Annotated in this window: 8 protein-coding genes and 2 pseudogenes; 1 reads left to right on the top strand and 9 read right to left on the bottom strand. The window is 47.4% G+C overall.

Features of this window, described 5'->3' with window-relative positions; all coding sequences use genetic code 11:
- Positions 1–3 precede the first annotated feature (3 nt).
- Positions 4–873 carry an AraC family transcriptional regulator gene (locus tag DXA13_RS18300; RefSeq protein ID WP_118246487.1) on the top strand — a complete coding sequence of 290 codons (870 nt, stop codon included), beginning with the start codon at positions 4–6 and terminating at the stop codon, positions 871–873.
- Between the two features lie 54 nt (positions 874–927).
- Here DXA13_RS18300 and DXA13_RS18295 read toward each other — a convergent pair.
- The 9 genes and pseudogenes from DXA13_RS18295 to DXA13_RS18255 all read right to left on the bottom strand — a co-directional run.
- Positions 928–2,133: pseudogene (locus tag DXA13_RS18295) on the bottom strand (Zn-dependent hydrolase); the annotation flags it as partial.
- A 33-nt stretch (positions 2,134–2,166) separates the two neighbouring features.
- Entirely contained in the window at positions 2,167–3,870 is a 1,704-nt protein-coding gene (locus DXA13_RS18290; RefSeq protein WP_118246485.1) for a PucR family transcriptional regulator, read from the bottom strand.
- Between the two features lie 161 nt (positions 3,871–4,031).
- A complete protein-coding gene (locus DXA13_RS18285) occupies positions 4,032–4,382 on the bottom strand; it encodes a DUF3830 family protein (RefSeq protein WP_181995737.1) in 351 nt (116 codons plus the stop codon).
- A gap of 120 nt (positions 4,383–4,502) precedes the next feature.
- Positions 4,503–5,732, bottom strand: a complete 1,230-nt coding sequence (locus tag DXA13_RS18280; RefSeq protein WP_118246483.1) for a Zn-dependent hydrolase — start codon at positions 5,730–5,732, stop codon at positions 4,503–4,505.
- A gap of 73 nt (positions 5,733–5,805) precedes the next feature.
- Complete coding sequence (locus DXA13_RS18275) at positions 5,806–7,062, bottom strand: dicarboxylate/amino acid:cation symporter (RefSeq protein WP_118246482.1); 1,257 nt, start codon at positions 7,060–7,062, stop codon at positions 5,806–5,808.
- 301 nt (positions 7,063–7,363) lie between these two features.
- A pseudogene (gltA, locus tag DXA13_RS18270) lies at positions 7,364–8,748 on the bottom strand (NADPH-dependent glutamate synthase).
- On the bottom strand, positions 8,748–9,638 hold the full coding sequence (locus DXA13_RS18265) for a sulfide/dihydroorotate dehydrogenase-like FAD/NAD-binding protein (RefSeq protein ID WP_118246481.1): 891 nt from the start codon (positions 9,636–9,638) through the stop codon (positions 8,748–8,750). The pseudogene gltA and the gene DXA13_RS18265 overlap by 1 nt, the downstream one beginning before the upstream one ends.
- A gap of 156 nt (positions 9,639–9,794) precedes the next feature.
- A complete protein-coding gene (locus tag DXA13_RS18260; RefSeq protein ID WP_118246480.1) occupies positions 9,795–10,676 on the bottom strand; it encodes an aldose 1-epimerase family protein in 882 nt (293 codons plus the stop codon).
- Positions 10,677–11,079: 403 nt separating this feature from the next.
- Complete coding sequence (locus DXA13_RS18255) at positions 11,080–12,270, bottom strand: iron-containing alcohol dehydrogenase (protein ID WP_118246479.1); 1,191 nt, start codon at positions 12,268–12,270, stop codon at positions 11,080–11,082.
- Positions 12,271–12,325 lie beyond the last annotated feature (55 nt).

Below are 12,325 nucleotides of genomic sequence, written 5' to 3'. Positions count from 1 at the left end.
CGCATGGATAACAATATAAAAATCGTGGAACAGGTGGTTGAATATATCGAAGACCACCTGGAGGACCAGTTGGATCTGGAACGACTTGCCGGGCAGGCCGGCTACTCAAAATACCATCTGCACAGAATGTTTTTGAACATTGTAGGATTTCCTGTCCACCGCTATGTACAGCGCCGAAGGCTGACGGAGGCGGCAAGACAGCTCGTTTACTCGGACAAGCCGATACTGGAGATCGCTCTGTGCGCCGGATACGAGACGCAGCGTTCTTTTCATGTAGGATTTAAGTCGCTGTTCAAATGCAGCCCCAGGGCATTCCGCAAGAAAAAAGACTTTTACCCTGTCCAGTTAAAATTCTGCGCCGACGGAAATAAGCAGTTGAGAGGAGATATGATTTTGGACGTTAAAACGGTTGATTCAGATAAAATCATGCTGGCTGGATACACCTTTCACACGCGGTTCGGTTTTTACGGCATAGGAAGGTGCTGGAAAAAACTGCATTCCAATAAACGGCTCATATATGGCAGAACCGATATGGATTATTTAACCGGTTTGAATGATTATTCATCCTGGATATCTGACACGGGGAGTCAGCCGGCCTTTGACTATTACGCCGCAGCAGAAGTGAGCTCCTTTCTTGGCATACCAAAAGGAATGGTAACAAAAGAACTGCCCGCAGGCAGATATGTCGTGTTCCAGTTTCGGGGCTGCAGCCAGGACAGCCTGCAACCCGTTGCCGATTATATCTATAAAGTATGGTTTCCTCAGTCTACCTGCCGTTTGAATGAATCTGCTAAATACGATTTTGCCAAATACGGGGAACAGGTCGATTCCGATGGGAAAAGCTTAATTGAATATTGGATTCCGATCCTGTAAACGGCTTTCAGTGGATGAACGTGTCCCGTCCGTTTAGATTTGCGCCCCTTATTCCTATTTTGCCAGGTGGATCAGGGTCTTGCACAGGATTTCCGCTCCCAGTCCGCAGTCATCTTCACTGCTCCATTCCTCTTTGCAAAAGCTTCTCCCTTCTTTGGAGCGTACGAAGATCATACCAACGGGGCACATTTTTGCGAAACGCCCACTGTCATGGCCTGCCATACTGACAAGATGGAATGGAGCGATCCCGCATTCTGTCATAGCCTGCCCGATTACATCCTGCAGGTCTTCCTCGCAGGATACCCAGTCACTTCCTGCGCTGAAGGGATAAAACTCCATGGAGACTCCCCGTCGTTCACAGATTTCCTGTCCCGTCTGATATGTCTTTTTTAATATACTGTCTCTGATTTCAGGAGATTTGTCCCTGGCGTCCACAGTAAACTCGACCCTTCCCGGAACCGTATTGATGCTTCCTGGCTTCACTTCCACACTGCCGATGGTGACAACAGCCGTCTTCTTCTGTTTTGTTATTTTTTCCAGTTCCAGCATCACCTCCGCCGCTGCCATCAGCGCGTCGTGCCTGTCCTCCATTCTCACCGTTCCGCCGTGGGAAAACTGGCCTTTAAAAATAAACTTTCCTCTGATCTGGGATTGTATTCCTGTAACAACCCCAACCGGAAGTCCTGCCCGTTCCAGAATCCGTCCCTGTTCGATATGAAGCTCCACAAATGCCTTGGCATATCCCTCCGGCAGCCTGGCCTCTTCTACCGTATCCGGATTGATTCCCAGTCTTCTCAGTGCCTCTTTGATCGTCACTCCCTGCTTATCTATGCAAAGCAGCGTATCCTTCCGGTTCGTCCCTGTCATATAGGCGGAGCCACAGTAGGAACCACTGAATCGGACTCCTTCCTGATCCCGGAACACGCATACCTCTATGGGAGACCTGTGAGGGATGTTCCTCTGTCTGATCGCTGCCGCCGCTTCAATTCCACCCAGTATTCCAAGACGGCCGTCAAAAATCCCTCCTCCGTATACACTGTCTACATGAGAGCCGGTCAAGACTGCTGCCGCATCCGGGTCGCTGCCCTCCAGTCTTCCAATAAGATTTCCCGCCTTGTCAAACCGAACTTCAAGTCCAGCCTCTTCCATATAAGAGGCCACCAGTTCCAGGGTCGTCATTTCAATTGTTGTTAGAGCCAGGCAGTACAGCCCTCCATCTTCCCTTATTCCGATGTCTCCCAGCTCATACAGCCTGTCATAAAGCCTTTTTTTTGTCCGTCATTCGATCTGTCGTCAACGCTCCCGTCCTCCTGTCTCTTCTCCGTCTGTAAACCGCAGATATCCGTTATCTCCGTCATTTTCCTGATTCTGTACGAGCAGTCTCCACACACAAAGGCCCAGATAAAGAGAATATCCACAATCTGACAGATCTGGCTCCGCATTGAGAAGTTCGCTGATCTTTTCCAGTCTCTGACGCATGGTATTCCTGTGAATATACAGCTTTTCTGCTGCCGCAGTTATGTTAAAATGGCTGTCATAATATATTTTCAGTGTCTCCGTAAGTTTTGTATCATTTTTCCTGTCGTAATCTCCCAGCACTTTTACCTTGTCCTGATAAATGCTGTTCAGCTCATCTCTGGAAAGCCGGCATAACATATGATAAACGACTGCATCCTGGTACTGGAAAACAGTATTGGTTCCACCTTCAAGCTGCCTCAGATTCAGAGCTTCCATACACTCCCTAAATGCCTGGCGGATTCCGGATACCCGTTTGTGGCAGCGGCTGATTCCGGCAGATATGAAAATATTATCTATTTTCTTCTCTTCCACAAAAGACATGGCGCTCTTCTGTGCCATCTGCTCTGCATGAAACGTGCTGACTTCATCTTTAAACATCAGAAATGCTGCCATCACGCCAATTCCGGCACAGAGATAGGTTCGTATATTTCTTCCCCATTCTTTAAAAAGAATTTTCTGAAAATCGTCTTTTATTTTTTCCCTTGAATAATCACTCTCTACCTGATCGATCTTAAATACAATACACACGCGTTTATACTGGTACGGAAATCCATAGATGCTGCACAGGCGGACAATCTCCATTTCCCCCTTTTCTGAATCTTCCCTTAAAAAATCCAGAAAATAATCGCTGCTCGCCCCTCTGTGAACATGTTCGCCCCTGGCCAGTTCCAGTGCAAGGATCGTGGCGCTCTTATCAATGAGCCGATGCAGCCCCTTATCTAATTCTCCCTGTTCTACCGGTATGCAGAGACAGCCGCTGTAATCCGGAAGCGCCTGAACAAAGAAACGGTATGGTTTTCCGTCTATTTTAAAATTAATATATCTGTATACCTGTCCTTCTTTTCGTTCTGCTCCTGTAAAAAAGTTGCTGTTCCAGACAGGTTCCAGGACCGTGTCTGTTCCCTTGGCAAAGATATGGCTGTATTCCGCTGATGTATGAAGAGAAATAATGTTATACTTGATGTCTGTTACCATAAGGGTATAGCCGGTGTCAATCGACAGCTTTTTCAGCATGGCATCCAGCCCAAGATGACGGAAAAACATGGTTCCCAGGCTTTCTACCAGCACTTCTCCCTGCTGAATTTCCGTAAGGGACTGAAGAAACGAACGGTGATATACAATTTCCCCAATCTTGGAAAAGGCATAATAAAAAGGGATTACCAGAATCGGAAGCTGCTGATTTTTTGCTTCTTCTATCATCGCCCTGGGGATATCCTTTAAGAAGCCTCTTACCTTTACCCCAAGAGCCGCACAGCCGCACTCCTTCAGCTCTACAATCAGACGCCTCTGGAGGAGCTCATCCGTCTCGAACACCCGCCCGCTGGTAAGTACGAGCTCTTTTCTTTTTACCCAGCGGATGGATTCGCTGAATTCCATCACACTGCAGCCGGATATTTCCGTATCCAGCCAGTTTTCCGCCACAACGCAGGAAATATTATTTAATTCCGGCAGCGATATCAGTTCACGTACTGTCAGCACCTCTCTACCTCTCTTATATCTGTCAAAGAAATTTCCATCTCAGGATTCAAATACGAAAACCAGGAAGGCTTTTCCGTTTTCTTACAGAAACAGCCTTCCTTTTGTTATACAGATACCATATCATACTTTTTACTGTTATTTCAAGCTTCGTATATTCCTGATCAGTCCATAAGTTCCAGTTTTGTCTCCTGGTGTCCGTCAATATGTACCTTAATTCCAAATTCCTCCAGCCTGTCAAGTCCTTCAACAATAGTCATTACATGGTTGCCGGACAGGTTTCCGTTTCCGCAGGAAAATGCATTCGGTCCCCAGGCGAAGTATAATTCTCCGCCCATCTGCAGGTCCGGACGGTTTCCCGGATATACAAGTACTTCTCCTTTAGATGGAAAACGGATCGGATTTCCCTCGTATGGAACGCTCCATGCTCTGTCCTGAAGGCGGAAGAAGCATGCGCTTCCGCTCCATGAGACGTGGATCATGGATCCGTCCATGGGAGCATGGATAAAAGCCATTTGCATGTTTCCGGCGATTTCTCCTCTTCCAGCTTCGCGATAAAAGTAAATTCTCCGGAAGTAATCTTAATCTTTTTCATATCATCTTCTCCTTTATGATGTTCCGATTTCCTGTAATTTTCAGTTTTTCGCTAATTTCAGCATCGAACGGTACAAGACTTCCACCCCTGCCGCACAATCCTCTGGTGAGCTATATTCGGCTCCGTTGTGGCTCAGCCCGTCTTTGGAACGAATGAAGATCATTCCCATCGGGCAAAAGTTTACAAACGCTCCGGAATCGTGTCCTGCGCCGCTTGCCATCCGGTAAACCGGGTATCCTGCTTCTTCGCAGGCGTTAGCGATTACATCCTGAACGTCCGGTGAGCATGGTTTTCCTGCCGTCTCCAGAGACATGACGTTCAAATCCCAGCTCACCTTTCTTCTCTTGCAGATCTCATCAATTCTCTTATTAATCCGTTCCAGCAGTTCATCTCTTACGTCCGGATCCTGATGACGGATGTCCAGGCTGAATTTTACTCTTCCCGGTACGATGTTTACACCGCCTGGTTCGGCCGCAATCCTTCCAACGGTTGCAACACACTGGTCACTTGCCGCTGTCTCCTCTTCTATTGCCAATACAGCTTCTGAAGCTGCGCAGAGCGCATCCTTTCGCAATGCAATCGGCGTCGTCCCCGCATGGGCAGACTGGCCGGTAATGGTATATTCTCCGCGAATCTGTGTACAGATTCCCGTTACGATGCCGACTGCCAGGTCTTTGCTCTCCAGTACGGCTCCCTGTTCAATGTGAAGTTCCAGGTGCGCCTTCCCGTAGCCGGCCGGCAGAGCCGCCTGGTGTACGTTCTCCGGGTCGATCCCGCAGCTTCTCAATGCTTCTCTGACGGATATTCCATCCTTATCTACATGGTCCAGAATTCCTGCCAGCGGCCGGCCTGTCCGGAATCTCGCTCCGGAATAGGAGCCCATAAACCGCGTTCCTTCTTCGTCCCTGTACGCAACAACCTCAATCGGGCTTTCAGTCTCAATCCCCTGTTCGTTCATTGTCTGAACCGCTTCAATGCCTCCGATCACGCCTAATCGGCCGTCAAAAATTCCGCCTCCGTATACGGTATCAATATGGGACCCAGTCATCACTGCAGGAGCTTTCGGATTCTTTCCTTCTTTTCTTCCGATCAGGTTGCCGGCTGCATCGGTAGAAACCTTCATTCCGGCTTCCTCCATATACCTGCGTACCAGTTCATACGCCTGGTTATCTTCTTCAGACAATGCCATACAATAGATTCCGTCTTCTTGTTTTCCGATTTCTCCAAGCTCTTTGAGCCTGCTGAAAATACGTTCCTGGTTAACTGTCATAATCTCTCCTCCACTGTTTATATCTCTATTTTCCGACCATGATTTCCATGATTTTCTTAACTGCGGCCATTATTTATGCACTGTATTCGACCGTTTTTACTTCGTTATAAACATCCCTGTCAAGCTCGCCTTCTACATTGGCTACCAGCATTGCAACGATAATATCCGCGTCAACGTTCAGCAGTGTGCGGAACATACCGGAGAACCAGTCGATTGCCAGAAGAAGTCCGATTGCGTCTACAGGAAGTCCAAGAGATGTTGCCAGGAATGTCATGGTAACAACAGCGCCTCCCGGAACTGTAATGGTGCCCAGGCACAGCATAATTGCAAGGCCTACTGCCATAATAATCTGAGGAGCCGTTAACTGAATGTTGCAGGCCTGGCTCAGGAAGCATACGTAGCACAGATCACAGAGCGCGGCGCCGTTACTGTTCATGGACATTGCCAGAGGGCCTACAAAGTCGGATACCCGTTTACTTACGCCGAATTTTGTTACCGTATCTTCCATCTTGGTCGGAAGACAGACTGCGGATGATGTCGTTGTCAAAGCCAGCATGGATACCCTGAAAAACTTCTTCGGCATCAGCAGCGGATTTACCTTACACCTGATTCCTGCCAATGGAAGGTAGCAGGCCAGCATGATGATATCTCCAATTGCCAGACATGCCAGGAACTTAATCATGGGAACGATAACCTTAAATCCGATTGCTCCCGATACATCTGCCAGGAGACAGAATACGCCGATCGGAGCCAGTTTCATAACCATTTTAATGATGTTTAAAATAACTGCATTTAAGCTCTTCAGCCAGCGGACGATGAGATCGTCGCCGGTAGCTTCTGCATATGTACCGCATGCGATTCCAAAAATGACGGCAAATATGATACAGGGAACCATTGCGCCGGCCGACATGGACTCGAAAATGTTCTTCGAGAAAAATCCTACGATCGTATCTGTAAATTTTCCGGAAGCGACCGTCACCTCTGATACCTCGGTAGGATCTACGATGGTAATTCCTACGCCCGGCTTAATGATCTGACACAATATATAGCCAAGCACGGCTGCAAATACCGTGAAAATACCAAACCATTTAAATGTATGGAATCCCATCTTTCCAACGCCCTTTCCCGATTGAGAAGCGAGCGCCCCGGCTACTGCCGTCATAACCAGAATCACTACGGACATCTGAATCAGACGCATAAAAATAGTCCCCACAAATTTCAGGTTTGCCGCCCATGGCCCCACCAGGCTCCCGAATACAATTCCTCCGATTGTAGCAATCAGGATCTGGGTTGTCATGGATAAATGTTTTTTCTTTTCATTCGTTTTCATGTTCTCTCCTCCTTGTTGATTTTCCACTACTTTGATTTCACTACCACTCCGTTGTTGATATCATCAGTGTATCAGATCACCGTTCTCAGCGCAGTGTTCATACCGCCCTTATTTATTGTATTTATATGTCTGTTTTGCACATTTCCAGAAAATGTATTGCGAATCCTTCCAGTGTAGGCTCCTGCCCGGAGCGTTATTTTATTTCATAGGCGGGAATTCCCTATGAAACAAAAAAAGCAATAAAATCCCGCCGTATTACAGCAGTATTTTATTGCTTTTTATGATCGCTGTTCGATTGTCTTTATTTCTGTGACAGATATTCGTCAATTCCTCTGGCGCCTGCTTTTCCAGCTCCATAGCCAGAATAACCGTAGCAGCGCCCGTTACGGCATCTCCTCCGGCGTATACGCCCTCTTTTGTGGTCAGGCCGTTCTTTTCATCCGCAATAATACATTTCCACCTGTTTGTTTCCAGGCCTTCTGTAGTAGCAGATATCAGTGGATTGGGGGAGGTTCCTAAAGACATGATGACCGTATCCAGTTCCATGGTATAATCAGAACCTGGAATTTCTACAGGCCTTCTTCTGCCTGAAGCATCCGGCTCTCCCAGCTCCATCTTGCGGATCGTCATTCCCTTTACCCAGCCGTTTTCATCCGTAAGAATTTCTACCGGATTATTGAGCAGATGGAAAATGATTCCCTCTTCTTTTGCATGATGCACTTCTTCCGCTCTGGCCGGCAGCTCCGCTTCACTTCTCCTGTAAACGATATGAACTTCCGCACCGAGGCGGAGAGCTGTTCTGGCCGCATCCATGGCAACGTTTCCACCGCCTACGACAGCCACTTTTTTACCGGCTGCAATCGGCGTATCATAATCGTCGCGGAATGCCTTCATCAGGTTGTTTCTCGTCAGATATTCATTCGCCGAAAATACACCGTTGGCATTCTCACCAGGTATTCCCATGAACTTGGGAAGGCCTGCCCCTGAACCGATAAATACAGCCTGATATCCTTCTTCGTTCATCAGCTCGTCGATAGTAACGGATTTACCGATTACCACATCTGTTTCGATTTGAACGCCCAGCTTTTTAACATTGTCAATTTCTGCCCGTACGACCGATTCTTTTGGAAGACGGAACTCCGGAATTCCATATGTAAGTACTCCGCCCGGTTCATGAAGTGCCTCGAAAATTGTCACTTCGTAGCCCATCTTAGCCAGATCGCCTGCGCATGTAAGTCCGGAAGGGCCGGAACCGATCACTGCCACCTTCTTGCCGTTCGTCTTCTCCGGCTTTTCAGGCACAAATCCATGCTCTCTGGACCAGTCTGCAACGAAACGCTCCAGCTTTCCAATGGAGACGGGTTCTCCCTTAATTCCCCGGATACATACGCCTTCACACTGGGTCTCCTGCGGGCATACACGGCCGCATACGGCCGGAAGCGCGGAAGACTTTGCAATAATTCTTGCAGCCTCTTCAAAATTTCCCTCTGCTACCTGCTTGATAAATCCTGGAATGTCGATGGATACCGGACATCCGCCCATGCATTTTGCATTCTTGCAGTTTAAGCAGCGTTTTGCCTCTTCCATCGCCTCTTCTTTATTATATCCGAGACATACCTCTTCAAAATTCTTTGCTCTTACCTGTGGTTCCTGCTCTCTTACAGGTACTTTCTTCATTCCGTCCATTATTCGTCACCTCCGCAATGTCCGCAGCCGCCGTGATGGGTATCGCCTTCCTGTGCCTTTAACAGCGCACGGCCTTCCTGCGTCCTGTACATCTGCTGTCTCTTCATGGCCTCGTCGAAATTGATTAAATGACCGTCGAACTCCGGCCCGTCGACACATGCGAACTTCACCTTGTCGCCAACGGTCAGACGGCACGCGCCGCACATTCCAGTACCGTCAACCATGATCGGGTTCATGCTGACAATCGTCGGTATTTCCAGTTCCTTTGTAAGCAGGCAGACAAATTTCATCATAATCATCGGGCCGATTGCCACACAGACATCGTATTTCTTACCCTGATTTACCACGAGGTCCTTTACAACTTCTGTTACCATGCCCTTACGGCCGTTGGAACCGTCATCCGTTGTGACGTAAAGATTTCCTGCCACCTGTTCCATCAGGTCTTCTAATATAACAAGGTCCTTATTCTTGGCGCCCATAACGACATCCGCTTCGATTCCATGCTCATGAAGCCATTTTACCTGTGGGTAAACAGGTGCCGTACCGACTCCGCCAGCAACAAAGAGGTATTTTTTCTTCTTTAATTCTTCTACATCCTCTTTGACAAACTCTGAAGGATTTCCCAGCGGGCCGACAAAATCCTGAAATGCATCTCCAGCCTTTAATTCAGCCATTTTAATGGTGGACGCTCCCAAAGTCTGGAACACGATTGTTACGGTTCCTTTCTCTCTGTCAAAATCACAGATCGTAAGCGGGATTCTCTCCCCCTTTTCATCCATTTTTACAATAACGAATTCACCTGGCTGGCATGCTCTTGCAACGCGCGGAGCTTCTACATCCATCAGGTAGATTTTCTCAGCAAGTTTCTCTGCCTTAGTGATTGGAAACATGTCTCTTCCTGCCTTTCATCTTATTTTTAATTTTGCGCTTTTTTGGCGCGTAACTATTTTTTATATCTAAAACCGCAACCTGCAGGACGTCCTGTGGTATTGCGGCAAGATAAAACTGTATTTTCCGTGTAATACTGTATACTCAATTGCTGGTTATCAGATTACTTCGATCGTATATTCCGTCTGGAAGATTTTCCCCGGGTTCAGCATAACGATGCCTTCCCTGTCCTTTAATTCTCCGCAGAATCCCTTCTCGGCGCACCGTCCGTACCACGGTTCCAGGCAGACGAAAGGATGGGTCTCTTCGACTGTCCAAACGGCCGTATATGGAAATCCCTTGCACGTCACAGTGACGAATGGTTCGCCGGATAGAAGGAGGCTGATTTTTTCAATCTGGCCCCGGTCAAATATGTATGTCAGAACATCCCGAAAGAATCCTTTCGTAAGCGGGACTCTGCCGTCTCCAACCGGAAGTTCACCTGAAAGCGCTGCATCCCCATATCCATCCCCATCCGGCGCCTGATAATGGAGAACGCCGCTTTGATGAAAGTCAAATGTGTAATCGTAAATGGATTTCCCCTCCGGAACGCGGAAAGCCGGATGGGCTCCTATCATGAAATACATATTATCACTGCCTGTGTTTGTAACCTTCCACATGACGCGCAGCTGCCTGCCTTCCAGACGATGTCCCGTTTCCAGGCGGAAATGAAACGGATATTTTGCCAGGGTTTCTTCGGAATCCGTCAGAGCATGCCATACTTCGTGAGTCTGTGCCGACTGCAGTTCAAATTCCATATCCCTTGCAAATCCATGCTGGCCGATTCCATACGTTTTTCCATCGTGAATATATTTGTTTCCAAAACATTTTCCTACAAACGGAAATAGAATCGGTGCGTGCCTTCCCCATATTGCAGGATCAGCTTCCCACAGAATCTCGCGCTTTTTCTTTTTATCATAGATACGCGCCAACTCCGCTCCGGACTGATTCACCTCAACGAAAAGCTCTTCATTTTCCAGTACTGCCTTTTCTCCTGACATACCGTTTTCCTCCCTGCTTTATTGTTTTAGCCGCTTTTTCACCACATTCCGCGCTTTTTCACCACATTCCGCGCTTTTTCACTATACCGCGGCAGAATTTCTTATATATTAGCATTTCCATTCCTGATTGGCAACTGGTATTTTATCTGGAAATACCGTGTTTTTTCCATTTAATTTGTAAACCTTCCTTCATCTTCCTGTTCTTTTGCGTCTTTTTTCTTCCTCATCTCCCATCGTCACAGCGCCCTTTCCCCCTCCAATTGCTGCTTTTTTTCCGGAACGCCAAAAAAGGCCGGCTCTGCATTTTCAGCAGATACCAGCCTTTCAATCCTTTTGTCTATAGCTCAGTTCTACATATCAGTTATGATTGTTTCTTCCCTGATTTGCCACATTCAAAGAGAGCTTAGAAATCAACTTCTTCATCATAATAGCAGCATTTTAACAGCTTCGCCATCTGGTCCGGATCGATGCTTCTCGGATTGGATCCTGTACATGCATCCCCTACGGCAAGCTCGGCAACTTCCGGAAGTTTTTCCATGAATTCCTTCTCGTCAATGATGCCGCCTTCATAATCTCTAATACAGGTCGGAATATCAAGTTCGCTGTTCATCCTGTTGATATGTGCGATCAGCGCGTCAACCAGTTCGTCTGTCGTGCTTCCATCCAGGTTCAGGAATTTTGCAATTTCCGCATATCTCTTTGCAGCTTCTGCATCCTTTGCGTTAAAACGAATAACCTTTGGAAGATACATTGCGTTTGCACAACCGTGTACGATATGGCTGCCGCTATAAGCCGCGCCTGTTTTATGCGCCATAGAATGAACAATTCCAAGCAGGGCATTGGAGAATGCCATTCCTGCGAGACACTGCGCGTCATGCATTTTTGCCCTTGCGTCCATATCACCATTGTAAGATGGGATCAGGTATTCACTGATCATCTTCAATGAATGGAGCGCTAACGGATCTGTGTATTCGCAGTGAAGCGTCGATACGTATGCCTCTGTTGCATGCGTAAACGCATCCATTCCCGTATGGGCTGTCAGCTTCTTGGGCATTGTCTCTGCGAGAGAAGGATCTACAATTGCAACATCCGGAGTGATATTGAAGTCAGCCAGTGGATATTTAATGCCCTTGTTGTAATCTGTAATAACTGCAAATGCCGTAACTTCCGTAGCCGTGCCGGATGTGGACGGGATCGCACAGAATCTGGCTTTCGTACGCAGTGTCGGGAAGCTGAATGGTGTAATCAGATCTTCAAACGTCGTTTCCGGATACTCATAGAATACCCACATAGCCTTAGCCGCATCGATCGGAGATCCACCGCCGATCGAAACGATCCAGTCAGGACCAAATTCGCGCATAACCTCCGCGCCTTTCATAACGGTTTCTACAGATGGATCAGGCTCTACGCCTTCAAATAATTTTACTTCCATTCCTGCTTCCTGAAGATAGGAAACCACTTTATCTAAAAATCCAAAACGCTTCATGGAACCGCCGCCCACAACAACGACTGCCTTCTTACCGTTCAAAGTCTTTAATGCCTCTAAAGCGTCCTTTCCATGATATAAATCTCTCGGTAATGTAAATCTGCCCATATATGTACTCTCCTTTGCTATACTCAGATTGTTAGTTATTTAACTACAATCTGAG

The organism is Clostridium sp. AM58-1XD (assembly GCF_003464085.1).
In the GTDB taxonomy this organism is placed as follows: domain Bacteria; phylum Bacillota; class Clostridia; order Lachnospirales; family Lachnospiraceae; genus Lachnoclostridium_A.
The sequence above is the reverse complement of the archived record's forward strand: the minus strand, read 5'-3'. Positions and strand labels throughout refer to the sequence as shown.